The following is a 14,921-nucleotide window of genomic DNA, read 5'->3' as shown; positions in this document are numbered from 1 at the left end:
CGGAAGCTCCTCGGATTCGACGCTCGGACAGGACGAGCCGAACCGTAGCCAACGGCCGGATCATCGCCCGGGCGAAACGCCGGATCGGACCCTGACTGCGACCGGCCGCACCCGACCGCCGGGATTCGCCGATCGGCCCGGGCAAGGTGAGCGCACCGTGGCCGGCCCGCCACCGGCAGCCGCTCGGCGGCGGGCCGGAATCGAACGCCAATCAGACCTGACTGCGGCCGGAACTGATCACCCGGGCCGGCCCGACTGTGGCCGGAATCGAACGCCGGGGCCGGCTTGACTGTGGCCGGACTCGAACGCCGGGGCCGGCTTGACTGTGGCCGGAATCGAACGCCGGGGCCGGCTTGACTGTGGCCGGACTCGAACGCCGGGGCCGGCCTGACCGCGGTCGGAACTGAACGCCGGAGCGGGCCCGACCGGGGCCGAAATCGAACGCCGGATCAGGCCCCGACCGCGGCCGGCCGCACGGTGTAGCCGAGATTGGCCAGCACCTCGCCGGTCGCCTTGGCGAAATTGAGCGTGATGAAGTGCAGGCAGGGGGCGCCCTCGGCGATCAGCCGCTGCCCGAGTTCGGTCGCGATCTCGATGCCGACCGCCCGCACGGCGGCCCGATTCCCTTCGGGATCGTTGCCCGCCGCCCGCTCGAGCCGCTCCCGCAGGGCCGCGGGCAGGGGCCGCCCGGACAACTCCTCCGCACGCTGCACGGTCCGCAGCGAGGTGATCGGCATCAGCTCCGGGATGATCGGCTTCGCGCCCTCGACCGGATCGGCGGCGGCGACCCGATCCCGCAGCCGCAGATAGTCGTCCGCCTCGAAGAACATCTGGGTGATCGAATACTCCGCGCCCGCACGCAGTTTCGCGATGAGGTGCCGGGTGTCGTAGTCCAGGTCGGGGGAGCGGTGGTGACCACGCGGGAACGACGCCACGCCCACATGGAAATTGCCGAGGCCGCGCACCAGCCGCACCAATTCCTCCGCGTACTCCACCCCTTCGGGATGCCGGTGCCACTCGCCGAGCGGATCGCCGGGCGGATCGCCGCGCAGGACCAGCAGATTGTGAATCCCGGCGTCCGCGTAGGCGCCGACGATCGATCGCAGCTCCGCGATGCTGTGGTCGACGGCGGTGAGATGCGCCACGGTCAGCAGCGTGGTCTCCTGGGCGAGCCGGCCGGTGAGCCGGACCGTCCGGTCGCGAGTGGAACCGCCGGCCCCGTAGGTCACCGACGCGAACGCCGGATGCATGCACTCGAATTCGCGTGCGGCACGCCACAGCCGGTCCTCACCGGCGGCATCGCGCGGCGGATTGAATTCGATCGAGAAGGGAACGGTCCCGTCCGGGCGTGGGCCGAGCCGGCCCACCACGGACCGGGCGGCGGTGACCGGCGACGTCCGGGAATGCCGGCCGGTGACCGAGGGGGTGATACGGCCGTGCGCCCGCACGTTGTCGACACTCACCGGTCCAGTGTAGTGGGAACGGTGTCCGGTTCGGCCCGGCCACCGCCCGGATGTCGTCCCCGCCGGACCTGGACCGACATCCCGGGGGGAGCGCGCCCGGAATGCGCGGATGCGACTCGGTAGAGTTCCGGTCGGGACGCCCCCGCGCCCCGAACCACATGTCGTGAGCAGGGATCACGCCCGGCATGTCGAGGACACCCTGGGAGGTTCCGTTGTCCGCTGGACCGAGCGCCCCGCCCCGTCCGGCGCCGACCGACCGGGCGGCGGTGGTCACGGCCGTCGAACGCGCGCTGACCGACTTCTTCGCCGACCGCCGGGCCGCCGTCGCCGAGATGGGCCCCGTCGTGGTCGCCGCCGCCGAAGCGCTGCAGGATTTCGTGCTGCGCGGCGGCAAACGCACCCGTCCGGCGTTCGCGTGGACCGGCTGGCTCGGCGCGGGCGGCGACCCGGACGCCCCGGCGGCTCCCGCGGTGCTGACCGCCTGCGCCGCCCTGGAACTCGTGCAGGCGTGCGCGCTGATCCACGACGACATCATCGACTCCTCCCGCACCCGCCGCGGCTTCCCGACCGTGCACACGGATTTCGAACAGCGCCACCGCGATCGCGAATGGGGCGGCGGCGCAGCGCATTTCGGCACGAGCGTCGGCATCCTGGTCGGTGATCTCGCCCTGGCCTGGGCCGACGACATGATCGCCGCCGCGGGCCTGGACCCGGCGGCCTTCGCCCGCTTCGGCCGCGTCTGGGCGGCGATGCGCACCGAGGTGCTGGGCGGCCAGCTGCTCGACATCCACGGCGAGGCCGGCGGCGACGAATCCGTCGAAGCGGCCCTGCGGATCAACCGCTACAAGACCGCGGCCTACACCATCGAACGCCCGCTGCACCTCGGCGCCGCCCTCGCCGACGCCGACCCGGCCCTGATCGCCGACTATCGCGAATTCGGCACCGACATCGGCATCGCCTTCCAGTTGCGCGACGACCTCCTCGGCGTCTTCGGCGACCCGGCGGTCACCGGCAAGCCCTCCGGCGACGACCTACGCGAGGGCAAACGCACGGTCCTGATCGCCGAGGCCCTGCAACGCGCCGACCGCACCGACCCGGCCGCCGCCGACCTGCTGCGCACCAGCCTGGGCACCGACCTCGCACCCGACGAGGTCACCCGCCTCCGCACGCTCATCGCCCGCCTCGGCGCGGTCGACGCCGTCGAACAACGCATCACCACCCTCACCGACCGCGGCCTCGCCGCCCTCGACCGCAGCGCCACCACCCCCGCCGCCAAACAACACCTGCGCACCATGGCGGTAGCCGCCACCTCCCGCGTCGCATGACAGCCCGCCGGGCCGGTACGGACGGCGGCCGGGCTAGTGCGGACGGCGGCCGGGCCAGTGCGGATGACGGCCGGGTCGGTGTGAGCGGCGGCCAGCCTGGTGCGGATGGCGGCTGGGCCGGTACGGACAGCGGCCGGGACGGTGCTGATGACTGTCGGGCCGGTGCGGGCGGCAACCTGTCCGGGGTGGACGGCAGCCGGACCGGGGCAGACAGCCGCCCGGTCGATCTCGATGAGGACTGTGCTGAGGTGCGCGACAGGGGAGGCCGCGGGGGTGGCACCCGGTCCGGTGCGGGCGACGGTCGGGTTGTGCTGGGGGGCAACGGGATCGGTGTGGATGACGACCGGGCGGGTCGGCCGGTCGGCGGAAAGGGCTTGCGGCGTCGGAAGATTCGGACCGTCGGCGGGCCGACCGACCGGGTGGTGGTGGTCGGGGCGGGGCTCGCGGGGCTGTCGGCGGCGTTGAATCTGACCGGGGCCGGGCGGACTGTCACGCTGCTGGAGCGCGCCGACCATCCCGGTGGCCGGGTCGGTGTGTACCGCGGCCCCGACTACGAGATCGATTCCGGTGCAACGATTCTCACCGTGCCGGAGCTGATCGGTGACGCGCTGGGGGCGGTGGGTGCGCGGGCGGAGGCACTGGGGTTGCGGATCCGTCCGCTGGCACCGGCGTACCGGGCCCGGTTCGCCGACGACTCGGTCATCGACGTGTACTCGGATCCCGAGGCGATGGCCGCCGAGGTCGCCCGGACCTGCGGGCCCGCCGAGGCGGAACGCTACCGCCGGCTGCGGGCCTGGCTGGCGGCGATCTACGACGCCGCCTACGACGAGTTCATGGACACCAACTTCGATTCGCCGCTGGACATGGTGCGGGTCCCGGCCAAACGCGCGGCGCTGCTGCGGCTGGCCCGGCTCGGCGGCTTCGGCCGCCTCGGCCCCCGGGTCGGCCGCATCCTCGGCGACGAGCGGCTGGCCCGGCTGTTCACGTTCCAGGCCCTGTACGCCGGCGCCGCGCCCGCGCAGGCGCTCGGCGTCTACGGCGCGATCCCGCACATGGACACCTCGCTGGGCGTCTACTTCCCCGAAGGCGGGATGCGCGCGGTCCCGGCCGCGCTGGCCGCCGCCTTCACCGCGGCCGGTGGACGGCTCGAACTGGACACCGAGGTGACCGGCATCGACTACGTCGCCGGCCGCGCGGAGCGGGTGCGAACCGCCGACGGCCGCCGCCTCGACTGCGACGCCGTCGTGCTCACCGCCGACCTCGGCAGCCTGGCGCGGTTCGGCCTGCCGCGGCGATCGGTCCTGCCACCGCGCCGGCTGCGCGCCGCGCCCTCCGCGGTGGTCGCGCACGGCACGGTGCCCGCCGAGGTGGCGGCGGGCTGGCCGGTCCAGGCGCATCACACCATCGACTTCGGCCGGGCCTGGGATCGCACGTTCGCCGAGATCGCGGCGCGGCCGGGCCGGGGCGCGACGATGAGCGATCCCTCCCTGCTGCTGACCCGCCCCGCGCTCACCGATCCCGGGATGTTCGTGGATCGCCCGACCGGCCGCCACGAACCCCTGTCGCTGCTCGCGCCCTGCCCGAACCTCGACGCCGCGCCGCTGGACTGGGATCGGACGGGCCGCGCGTACCTCGACGGCCTCCTGGAGTTGCTGGAGGATCGCGGATATCACGGTATAGCCACCCATTTCACCGTCGACCACCTCGATACCCCGTCCACCTGGCAGGCCAAGGGCATGCTCGCGGGGTCGCCGTTCTCGGCCGCGCACCTGTTCCGGCAGACCGGCCCGTTCCGCACCCGAAATTTGCCCGCAACGGCCACGAATGTGGTGCTGGCAGGTTGCGGAACGACCCCCGGAGTGGGGGTGCCCACCACCCTGCTGTCCGGAAAACTGGCCGCTGAGCGGGTCGCGAGTGAACTGTGACCGATGCCTGAGCGAGATCCGGGCGAACCGGCGCGCTAGTGTTGCCGACATACCACTAAACTAGCGGCGACCTATCAGCCGCGGTTTCCCGACCGCACCGACTTTCCGGGGGGAACGACGAACTATGCCGACCCCTGAACCGGATACCGCCACCAGGCCCCGACCGATGACCGCCCAGGTCACCGGCCTGGAGTCGGTCGTGCTGCCCGACCCTCCCCGCCGGCGGATGCGTACCGCCGCCGACTTCTTCCGCAGCCCCGAGGGCCATGCGGCGTTGCTCGGCTTCTGGGGTTCTCTGATGATGACCGCCGGCGGACTCGGCGCGGGCGCCGTCCGCCGCCGCGACCCGCTGCTCGAGGAGGCGCACCTGTCCTGGCTGCGGTTCGGGCACGGGTACGCGCTCGCGACCATCGTGGTCTGGCTCGGCGTCCTGGCGATGATCCTGGCCTGGGTGCGGCTCGGCCGCATCACGCTCGGCTACGCCGGTTACGAGAGCACCGTGAGCCTCACCGAGCTGCGCTGGATCGTCGGCATCTGGATCTTCCCGCTGCTGTTCTCGGTGCCGATGTTCAGCCAGGACGTCTACTCGTATCTCGCCCAGGGCGCGCTGCTCCGCGACGGGTTCGACCCGTACCGGGTCGGCCCGGTGGTGAATCCCGGTGTGCTGCTGGACAACGTGAGCCCGGTCTGGACCACCACCACCGCGCCCTACGGCCCGATCTTCCTGCTGATGGGCCGGCTCATCACCATGGTCACCGGCTCGAACGTGGTGGCGGGGACCATCGCCATGCGGCTGGTGATGCTGCCCGGCCTGGTGCTGATGATGTGGGCGGTCCCGCACCTCACCAAACACCTCGGCGGCAAGCCCACGGTGGCGCTGTGGCTCGCGGTGCTGAACCCGCTGGTGCTCATCCACCTGATCGGTGGCGCCCACAACGAGATGCTGATGGTCGGCCTGATGGCCGCCGGTATCGCGCTGGTGCTGGAACACCATCACGCGGGCGGGATCGTCGTGGTCGCCGTCGGCGTCGCCATCAAGGCCACCGCGGGAGTCGCGCTGCCGTTCCTGGTGTGGATCTGGATGATCCACGAACGAGAGAGACGCGCGGCCGAGAACAAGGGCCCACTACCGCATCCGCTGTGGACCTTCGCGAAGATCGGCGGACTGGGCCTGTCGGTGTTCGCGGCGGTGTTCGTCGCCGCCTCCGCGGCCGCCGGGGTCGGCCTCGGCTGGCTGAGCGCGCTGTCCGGCTCGAAGAAGATCATCAACTGGCTGTCGCTGCCGACCATCCTGGCGCACATGGTCACGTGGGTGACCCCGCTGCATCTCGGTGACGTCCTCGTCTATACCCGGCTGTTGTGCATGCTCGGGCTGGTGGCGATCCTGGCGTGGGCCTGGTGGCGATTCAAGCACTCCGAGCGCGAGGCCGTCCTCGGCATCCTGATCGCGTTCGTCGGCATCGTGATCCTCTCTCCGGCCGCGCTGCCGTGGTACTACTCCTGGCCGCTGGCCCTGGCCGCCGGGTTCACCCTGTCGACCCCCACGCTCATGCTGCTGGTCGGCCTGTGTACCTGGCTGATGCTGGTGTTCCAGCCGGGCGGATCCATCGGCCTGTACAACTTCTGGCACGTCGCGGCCGCCACCTTCGTGGCGCTGGTCGCGGCCTTCTCACTGCGGACGGTGGACCCGCTGCGGTTGCGGGCCGACACGGGTAAGCCCCGGCCGTGAGCGCCGGCCCGGCCGGATCACTCACCGATCGGGAGACCCTGGCCGCCGCCTACCGGTATTGCCGGGCCGTCGCCGCCGCCCACGGCCGCACCTACTTCCTGGCCACCCGGCTGCTGGCACCGGACCGCCGCGTCGCGGTGCACGCGCTCTACGCCTTCGCGCGCACCGTCGACGACATCGTCGACCACGCCACCCCCGATGCTGCGGCCCGTCTCGACGACATCGAGACCCGCCTGCGCGCCCGTCTGCGCGACACCGCGCATCCGGACCCGGACGACCCCGTCCTGTCCGCCACCGCCGACACCGTCGCCCGTTTCGGCGTGCCCCCGGCCCACCTGTGGACCTTCCTGGCCTCGATGCGAATGGACGTGCCCGGCACGACCCGATTCCGCAACCGCTACGCCACGATGACCGAACTACGCGAATACATGAGCGGCTCGGCGGCCGCCATCGGCCTGCAACTGCTCCCGATCCTCGGCACCGTCGTCCCCACCGCCGACGCGGAACCGGCCGCCACCGCCCTCGGCGAGGCCTTCCAGCTGACCAACTTCCTGCGCGACCTCGCCGAGGACCTCGACCGCGACCGCGTCTACCTCCCCCTGGACGAACTCGCCGCCTTCGGCGTCGACCCCGGCCTGCTCACCCACTGCCGCCGCACCGGCCACACCGACCCCCGCGTCCGCCGCGCCCTGGTCCACCTGATCGCCACCAACCGGGCCCTCTACCGGTTCGCCATCCCCGGCATCGACCTCCTGAACCCCCGGGTGCGTCCCGCCATCCGCACCGCCGCGATCCTCTACGCCGAAATACTCGACGAGATCGAGAAGTCCGGCTACGCCGTCTTCCAGCACCGCGCCACCGTCCCCCGCCACCGCCGATATCGCGTAGCCGCAACCCAATTCGCGACCGCCACCCTGCGCTCCGCCCGATAGCCGCTGCGATACGGCGCGTCCGGTCGAGCCCGCCGACCGGCTACCGGGCCGGCGCGGATGGGGATCGTTCTTTCTCACGAAACAGGCTGTCGCAGTCCGCTTCCGGCCGGACTTCGCCTGGCAGGTCGGGTACCGCCGGTCATTTCGCTCCGCCTATTGCGGCTGAGCGCTTTTCGCTGCCTCAGGGGGCTGCGGGAGGAGACGGCCCTTCCATTGCAGCGTCCCCGCCCGATGGCGGCGGTGTGATCGGGCCGAGAGCGCGAGGTAAGCGGCGATCGACAACGGATGGGCCAGTGCGGCGCCGGCGTCGGAAAGGCTCGGGGCGCGACCGGATTCCAGGGAGCGGGCCAGCAGCCGGCCGCCGGCGGCGCTCGCGTAACCGAGCAGGCCGAGGCGGCGGGTGGGGCCCCGGCCGAACAGGGCGGCCGCGGGCGGAACCAGGTAGGCGAGGCCGGTGAGGGCGCCGACGGCGACGCTGCCGGTGGGGGAGCCGTACGCCGACCACAGCCAGCGGGTGTAGCCGTTCTCCAGTTCCGTTGCGCCGGAGTACATCCGGGTGCTCGCCAGCCGGCCCGCGGCGACCAGGGCGGTGCGGTGGCCGGCGCGGCGCAGCAGGCGGGCCAGGGCCAGGTCCTCGGTGACGGCGCCCGCCACCGCGGCATGCCCGCCCACCGCCCGGTACGCGGCGGCGTCGAGGGCGAGGAACTGCCCGCAGGAGACCACCGTCGACGGTCGGCGGCTGCGGTTGGCGAGGGCGATCGGCAAAGTGGTGGCCCAGGACCAGCAGAGCAGCGGCTGCACCAGTGCCTCCGCCGCCGAGCCGGTGCGCTGGAACGGCCACGGGGCCACCAGAGCCGCCGCGCCGGAACGCAATTCGCCGACCGCCGCCGCCAGCGCGCTGGGTTCCAGTCGGACATCGGCGTCCAGGAAGATCAGCACCCCGGCCGGCCCCTCCTCGGGATCGTCGGTGGCGAAGGCGAATTCGGCCAGCCGGGTGCAGGCGGCCGTCTTGCCGGTCCAGCCGGGCCCGGGGCCGGCGGCGCTGTCCAGGAGGGTGAACCGGGTGTCGTCACCGATCGCCTCCAGGGCCGCGGCGTTGGTGTCGTCGGCGGAGTCGTCGTCCAGGATCAGCACCCGCAGCCGCGAGATCCCGCGCTGCGCCTGCAGATCGGCGATCAGGCCGGGCAACCTGCGGGCCTCGTCGCGGGCCGGGATGCACACCGTGACCGGTTCGATCACCGCCGGAGTCCGGGGTCCGAGCCGCCGCACGGTCAGCCGGTTCACCGCCGCGAGCGCGCAACCCACGGCCGCGATCCCGGTCCCGGCGGCGACGAGGATCTTCACACGTGCTGCCGCCGCCGGACGGGCCGCTGTGGGTCGGGATTGCGGCTGACATAGGCCAGCACGGCCGCGAGCGCGGCGGCGGCGAGGGTGATGCCACCGACGATGCCCGCCCAGGCGGCGAACGACCGGGTGTTCGGATCGGCGTAACTGGCCTCGGCGCGCAGGGTGCTCACATCACCGGCCGGCACCTTCCAGGACACGATCGAATCACCCTCGCGGGTGCCGTTGGTGGTGGCGACCCGGGCCGGGAACGCGACCTTGAATTGGATGTCGGAACCCTGCTCCGGCACCGACTTCAGGTCGACGCGGCCGGTGAGCGAGACATTGTCGCCCGAACGGACGAACGTGAGACTGAACATGCCCTGGGTCTGGTCCGACAGGCTACCCAGCTGCTGCACCTCACCGAAGGTCAGATCGTCGAAGTAGACCTGACTGCCGGAATAGCCGTCCTGCGAATACGGTTCGACTCGCACCTTGCTACTGAGGCTGTCCGGCACCTTGAGCTGCGGCCCCTTGTCGGCGGGCCCGTTCGGTACCACCGCGGCGACGATGCGCCCCGACACCCGATCGTTGGACGACACGCCCATCGACACCTGCACCCGCAGGCATCCGGCCAACAGCGGCGTCAACATCGCCACCAGCAGCAACACCGACCAGATCCGGCGGCGTCGCGGCCCCGGAGTTCTGTCCCGTTCGTGCCGGGCTGGTTCGGGCTGGAAATGAGTCGGACTCGGCTGCACGGCTCTTATCGTGCCACGATCGGCCGGTCCGAGCCGCATACAGCGGGACGCAGCATGATCACGTTCGGCGCGCCCGGTTGGTCACGTTCGCCGGGACGTGCCGAGCGACCACATCAACGGCACCCCGAGCACACCCATCCCGGCAAACCCGTACCCCGCCGACCACGGCAAGTGCAAGAACACCCCATGCGCCAGCGCCGACCCGAGCCACGTCCACAAGAACATCCCAATCGGCACCACAACGAGCGGATCCACCTCGCGCCCGCCACCCCGCCGCCCGAGCGAAGCCTCCCGATACCGGCCCGGAGCCACCCGACACCGGACTCGCTCCCGACCCGAACCCTCCAGGTGCCGGATACGGCGCCGGCCGGACGGAACCGTCGCACTCGGGGCCGGTTCTCTCCCATGTCCGGTCGATCGCCGATCGCGCGGAACCCGCTCGCTCGCGATCCGCCGGCGATCGACCCCCTCCCACAGCCCGGCCATCACCAGCGCCACCGCGAACCACCCCAGGAAGTTGGTGAACGGAATCCCGGTCAGCCCCGGAAGCCCGCGCCAGGTCGAACACCACACCCATTGCCCGTCCGCGACCATCTGCGGATCGAGGAACAGATCCCAGCCGACGGCCCCGACGGCCGTCAGCACCACCCGCACGGTGGCCCGCTGGGACAACCGCCCGGCCACCACCCGCACCGGATACCACCCGCCGACCCACGCGAGCGGCACCACCGCAGGCACCCCCGCGATCTCCGGTCCGAGCCGCCCGGCCGCATAGCCGTAGCACCCGAACGGGAATCCCCAAGCGGTACCGGCGATTTCGGCCACCAGTCCGATCCCCGCCACGACCACCAGCAATCCCAGCGCCCGCCGCGCTCCACCGCTCGTCCAGGCATGCCACCCCGCGATCCCGGCCGCCAGCACCACGACCACGACGGTCACCGCATCCCGGCCGCTCCCCGCGGTCAACGGATACGCGATCTGCGCGAGTACCCAGATCGTCACCAGCCCGCCCAAGCCCCACCGCACCCCCGCGCCGGGACCCGCAACACCGGCACCACGGACATGGGGGATATCGGCGGTAATGCGACTCGGGACACCGGCACCGGGGGCATGAGGGACCGTTCCTGCCGGACCGCTCGGCTCAGGCGGACGAACGCGATTCGCCGCGCCGATCGAACGTGTCGCAGTCGGCCCCGCCGCGGTCGCTGCCCCGGTTCGTCCGGGTGTGTCCTCGATGGATCGCGCCGAATCGCTCAGCTGCGGTGAGGTGGATCGCGCGGAATCGCTGAGCGGCGGTGAGGTGGATCGCGCGGAATCGCTCGGCTGCGGCGAAACGGATCGGGCAGAGTCGCTCGGCTGCGGCGAGTCGGCGCGACGTCCCCTACGGGTCGGCGATGCCGATGCGGCCGGTGATCCGCCGCCGGCCGCTCGCGCCCCGGCGCGCCCCGAGGCGCGACGCAGCGCGGCCGGATCCGGCGCGGTCACGGCGTGAGCGACCGGTCGCCCCGACTCGCCGGATGCTGCGCCCGGCGGATCGGCGCGTTGTCCGGCCTGCCCGGTCGAACAGGTCGTGCCCGGAGGCATCGAGGCGGCACCCCGCGGTGACAGCGGATCGGGCTGGGCGAGCGGCGGATTCATCGGCGGCGGGACAGGCGGGAGAGCAGGGTGCGGCGGGTGCGGTCGCGGAGGACCAGGCGAGCGGCGGTCCGGCCGCTGGCGCCGGAGACGCCGCCGCCCGGATGGGTGGAGGCGCCGGTCAGGTAGAGCCCGGGGGCGCCCGGCACCCGCTGACCGGCGAGTTCGGGCAGCGGCCGCCAGAAGAACATCTGGTCCAGCGACATCTCCAGGTGCATCACGTTGCCGCCGTGCAGGCCCAGTTCGCGTTCCAGCTCGGCGGGGGTCTGCACGTACCGGTCGAGCACGGTGCCGGCGAAACCCGGTGCGGCCGAATCGACCTCGGCGATGATCCGGTCGGCCTCGCGCTCGGCGTGGTCGGACCATGTACTCCCGTCGGCGAGCCGATAGGGATGCCACTGCGACCACAGCGACAGCTGATGCTGTCCCGCCGGCGCGATCGAGGGGTCGAGGGCGCTGAAACTCATCGCCAGCACCACCGGGCGCGGCGGCAGGCAGCCCGCCAGCGCGGCGCCGTGGGCCAGCCGCAGCTGCTGCCGATCGGTCGCGAGCAACTGCAGCCCGTGCGCGGATTCGGCGGCGGTGGCGCCGGGATAGTGCGGCAGGTCGCTGGTGGCCGCGCGGACCACCATGCCGAGACCCGGCCCGACCCGGATCCGCCGTCGCCAGTCCTCGACCACGCCGGGGTCGAAACCGCCGCGCCGCAACAGATCCAGGGTGGTCAGGATGTGGGTGCCCGCGATCACGGTATCGGCGGCGAGGTCCCGGCCGGACGCGGTGCGCACCCGCCAGCCGCCACCGGCGCGCCGCAGTTCGGTGACCGCGTCACCGGCGGTGACCGTCCCGCCGTCGGCGCGCAGCCGCGACACCAGCGCGGTGGTCAGCGCGCCGCTGCCACCGACCGCGCGTCCGGGCGGCAGCGTGTGCATCGCGGCGGCGAAGCCGACCATCGACGCGGTCCCGGGTTCGGACATCGGCGGCCCGGACTGGGCGCCGAACCAGGCCAGCGCCGCCTTCAACCGCTCGTCGGTGAACAGCTGGTCCAGCAGCGCGTCCCCGGGTTGCAGGAAGTCGCGCGACAGCGCGCTACCGGCGGCGGCGCTCGGGCGACCGCCGCCGGTCCCGTTCATGTCCAGCCCCCAGAACGCCCGGAGGAAACGCCCGGGCCCGGGTGCGCCGGCGAACGCGCGCATGACCCGTTCCGCGCGCGGCGCCCACACCCTGACGAAGCGGCGGTAGGCGTCGGCATCGCGAGATCCGCACGCGGCCTCGATCGAGGCGCAGGTGCGGTCCAGGTCGCGATGGAAGACGATCGGCGGCTGATGCGAGCCCGGCGGCGCGGGCGCGAAACCCCAGGGGTCGCAATCGAGATAGCGCAGGCCGTGGCGCTCGAGTTCCAGCTCCTCGACGATCCCGGTGTGCCGGATCATGATGTGCGCCGAGGAGCCGCGGTCGACCAGATGCCCGGGGAACCGCGCGACCGTGGACACCGCGCCGCCGAGCACCTCGTCGCGTTCCAGCACCTCCACCGGCTGCCCGGCGCGGGCCAGATAGCACGCGGCCACCAGGGCGTTGTGCCCGGAGCCGACGATCAGGATCGTCACTGCGGCGGGTCTTCCAACGGCAGCCGCCGGCCGAGCACCGCGAACCGGCGGGTGTCGCCCGCGAAGACGAAATGCCGCACCACGTCGGTGAATCCCTGCCGGCGGTACAGCCGCCAGGCCCGGTTGTCCTCCCGATCGACCTCGGGGGTGGACAGCAGCGCCGCCCGCTCGGGCCGGTCGCGCAGCAGTCGCATCAGCAGGTTCTCCCCGATCCCGAGACCCTGTGCGGCGGGATGCACGTGGAGTTCGGTGAGTTCGAAGTAGTCCGAGAGCAGTTCGCGGATGGCGTATTCGGGCCAGCCGCTGCGGCGCATCCCGTTGTGCACCTGCTGATGCCACCACTGGTGCGGGGCGCCGTGGTAGCCGTAGGCGATCGCGATCAGCGGCGAGGTGCGCAGGTCGACGGTGCCGCTGTCGTCCGGGATCACCGCGCCGACGGCCTGCCAGCCGGGGCGCGTGGTGTGCTCGGTCCACATCGGCGCGCGGTGGTATTCGGTGCCGCGCGGATAGTCCATGGCCGCGACGTAGATCGACAGCGCGTCGTGCAGCCGCGCTCGTAGCGCCGCGACGGACAGGTCGACGACGACGGGGGCTGGGGTGGAGCGGGGTCTGGCGGCGGTCATAGGGGTCGGCGCGGCTCTCGTGATCCGAGTTTGTCGGTGGTCGACTCTATATTCACACCTGTCGAACATTCGAATGCCTGTTCGGTCCCTTGGATGTCCACTGCGTGCCCGTGCGGTCGGTTTGATCCGCCGGCGGTGATGCGGCCTCATCCGGGTTCGCGCTCGCCGGACACGCCGGGAAAAGCCCTGGCACGGTGGGGTCGCGGGGCCGCAGGCATGAGATGGGCTGGAGGAACGGCAATGGCAGGTCGAGTGGAGCGCCCGGCTTTCTCCGGGCGCGCAGGCGGGTTACTGGATCGTGCGGACGGGCTGCTGCTTCAGGCCGGGGGCGAGCCCGACCCCCGGGAGCGTTTCCGCACCGCGTATCTCGCCGCACTGCGCGGCGCGGGTGCGGTGCTCGCGCTCACGGGGGCCGATCGCGCGCCCCGGGCCAGGTCGCGGAACGCCTGGGTGCTGATGCAGCAGGCGGCCCCGGAATTCGTGATGTGGGCGGATTACTTCAGTTCCCACTCCGAGACCAGGGCCGCGCTGGAAGCGGGACTGGACAGACCGGTGGACACGGCACGTGCCGATGAGTTCGCCTCGCGGGTCGGCGCCTTCCTGCACGACGTGGCAGATCTGATCAATGCGGCCGCCCGTTTGCGACCCGCCGCGGAATGGGTTGGGGACGGTACCGCTTGAAGATGTGAGACTAGGTGGTAGCGCACTGATCGAACTCGTATCATTGGTGACAGATAGCCGCCAAGGTCGGCTATCTGTCGTCTACCCGGAGACGACAACCACTACCTAGTGCCGGGGGAGGTACCGTGCCACTCTCCGAGCACGAGCAGCGCATGCTCGAACAAATCGAGAGCGCGCTCTATGCTGAGGACCCCAAGTTCGCATCCACCGTCCGAGGCGGGCGGCTCCGTTCGGCCACCGGTAGACGCAGACTTCAGGCGGCCGCGCTCTTCGTCCTCGGCCTGGTCCTACTCGTCGCGGGAATCGCCCTGCCCGTCAAGCCGGGCGGCTTTCCCGTGATCAGCCTGCTCGGGTTCATCGTGATGTTCGGTGCGGGCGTGCTGCTGTTGATGGGCGGCTCGGGTATCCCGGGCGTCGGCCGTCGCGGCGGTGACGCACAACCCGGCACGGGTCCCGCCGGCGGCCGCGGCAAGCAGCGCAAGTCGGGCGGATTCTCCGCCCGCATGGAGGACCGCTTCCGCCGCCGCTTCGAACAGGACAACTGAATCCACGCCCGGGCTCCGGCCCGGGCCCGGAGGGGAGCCGCGACGGACAGCGCCGCGACACCACCGGAACTAGCGAGACCACAGCGACACGCCGTGCGATGCACGGCGTGTCGCTTTTGTGTATCCGGCCACTCCTCGGCCCCGCCGGCTCTCGCGCCACCACCCCCCACCACGCCCCACCACCGGCCATCCAGCCGGGGGATTGCTGCTGGTTGTCGGGGCCACGGCCGTGTCGTGGCCGCGTGTCGCGGGAACTCGCAGAAACCTCCCCACCCCGGTGATAGCTGACATGACCTGCGAGATTCGTTGCGCCGAGGTCCGGATCGGGGACGCTTTCGATTGAAAGTGGGGGAAAGTGGGGTAATGTGGAGCCCG

13 protein-coding genes are annotated in these 14,921 nt (G+C 72.0%); 7 read left to right on the top strand and 6 right to left on the bottom strand.

From position 1 onward, the window contains the following. Window positions 1–449: 449 nt before the first annotated feature. Complete coding sequence (locus NRB56_RS05645) at window positions 450–1,370, bottom strand: methylenetetrahydrofolate reductase (RefSeq protein WP_319942652.1); 921 nt, start codon at window positions 1,368–1,370, stop codon at window positions 450–452. 278 nt (window positions 1,371–1,648) lie between these two features. On the opposite strand from NRB56_RS05645, the gene NRB56_RS05640 reads away from it, so the two are divergent. The 4 genes from NRB56_RS05640 to NRB56_RS05625 all read left to right on the top strand — a co-directional run bounded on the left by NRB56_RS05640 (window position 1,649) and on the right by NRB56_RS05625 (window position 7,374). Next, entirely contained in the window at window positions 1,649–2,788 is a 1,140-nt protein-coding gene (locus NRB56_RS05640) for a polyprenyl synthetase family protein (RefSeq protein ID WP_227837191.1), read from the top strand. 389 nt (window positions 2,789–3,177) lie between these two features. Beyond that, entirely contained in the window at window positions 3,178–4,713 is a 1,536-nt protein-coding gene (crtI, locus tag NRB56_RS05635; RefSeq protein WP_319942651.1) for a phytoene desaturase family protein, read from the top strand. Window positions 4,714–4,879: 166 nt separating this feature from the next. Then, window positions 4,880–6,442 (top strand): alpha-(1->6)-mannopyranosyltransferase A, encoded by a 1,563-nt coding sequence (locus NRB56_RS05630; RefSeq protein WP_153339381.1) that lies wholly within the window; start codon window positions 4,880–4,882, stop codon window positions 6,440–6,442. Continuing rightward, window positions 6,439–7,374, top strand: a complete 936-nt coding sequence (locus NRB56_RS05625; protein WP_319942596.1) for a phytoene/squalene synthase family protein — start codon at window positions 6,439–6,441, stop codon at window positions 7,372–7,374. The genes NRB56_RS05630 and NRB56_RS05625 overlap by 4 nt, the downstream gene beginning before the upstream one ends. A 153-nt stretch (window positions 7,375–7,527) precedes the next feature. Here the strand turns inward: NRB56_RS05625 and NRB56_RS05620 are convergent, their stop codons facing one another. The 3 genes from NRB56_RS05620 to NRB56_RS38745 all read right to left on the bottom strand — a co-directional run bounded on the left by NRB56_RS05620 (window position 7,528) and on the right by NRB56_RS38745 (window position 10,484). Further along, window positions 7,528–8,718, bottom strand: a complete 1,191-nt coding sequence (locus tag NRB56_RS05620) for a glycosyltransferase (protein WP_319942595.1) — start codon at window positions 8,716–8,718, stop codon at window positions 7,528–7,530. Continuing rightward, window positions 8,715–9,350, bottom strand: a complete 636-nt coding sequence (locus NRB56_RS05615) for an LppM family (lipo)protein (protein WP_153339608.1) — start codon at window positions 9,348–9,350, stop codon at window positions 8,715–8,717. Before NRB56_RS05615 ends, NRB56_RS05620 begins: the two co-directional genes overlap by 4 nt. Window positions 9,351–9,539: 189 nt before the next feature. Next, a complete protein-coding gene (locus NRB56_RS38745; RefSeq protein WP_319942594.1) occupies window positions 9,540–10,484 on the bottom strand; it encodes a carotenoid biosynthesis protein in 945 nt (314 codons plus the stop codon). 208 nt (window positions 10,485–10,692) lie between these two features. Here NRB56_RS38745 and NRB56_RS38740 point away from each other — a divergent pair, with 208 nt between their 5' ends. After that, a complete protein-coding gene (locus NRB56_RS38740; protein WP_227837189.1) occupies window positions 10,693–10,950 on the top strand; it encodes a hypothetical protein in 258 nt (85 codons plus the stop codon). A 142-nt stretch (window positions 10,951–11,092) separates the two neighbouring features. On the opposite strand, the gene NRB56_RS05600 is transcribed toward NRB56_RS38740, so the two are convergent. Both NRB56_RS05600 and NRB56_RS05595 read right to left on the bottom strand, forming a co-directional pair. Then, window positions 11,093–12,697 carry a phytoene desaturase family protein gene (locus NRB56_RS05600; RefSeq protein ID WP_319942593.1) on the bottom strand — a complete coding sequence of 535 codons (1,605 nt, stop codon included), beginning with the start codon at window positions 12,695–12,697 and terminating at the stop codon, window positions 11,093–11,095. Next, complete coding sequence (locus NRB56_RS05595; protein ID WP_153339380.1) at window positions 12,694–13,320, bottom strand: GNAT family N-acetyltransferase; 627 nt, start codon at window positions 13,318–13,320, stop codon at window positions 12,694–12,696. The genes NRB56_RS05600 and NRB56_RS05595 overlap by 4 nt, the downstream gene beginning before the upstream one ends. 240 nt (window positions 13,321–13,560) lie before the next feature. On the opposite strand from NRB56_RS05595, the gene NRB56_RS05590 reads away from it, so the two are divergent. Continuing rightward, complete coding sequence (locus NRB56_RS05590; RefSeq protein WP_153339379.1) at window positions 13,561–14,001, top strand: SAV_6107 family HEPN domain-containing protein; 441 nt, start codon at window positions 13,561–13,563, stop codon at window positions 13,999–14,001. 125 nt (window positions 14,002–14,126) lie between these two features. Next, window positions 14,127–14,546: a DUF3040 domain-containing protein gene (locus NRB56_RS05585; protein ID WP_026343131.1), complete on the top strand. Its 420-nt coding sequence runs from the start codon at window positions 14,127–14,129 to the stop codon at window positions 14,544–14,546. Window positions 14,547–14,921 lie beyond the last annotated feature (375 nt).

The sequence above is a fragment of the Nocardia aurantia genome, from assembly GCF_009604425.1.
GTDB classification, from domain to species: Bacteria; Actinomycetota; Actinomycetes; order Mycobacteriales; family Mycobacteriaceae; genus Nocardia; species Nocardia aurantia.
This window is presented reverse-complemented; position numbering and strand designations above follow the sequence as displayed.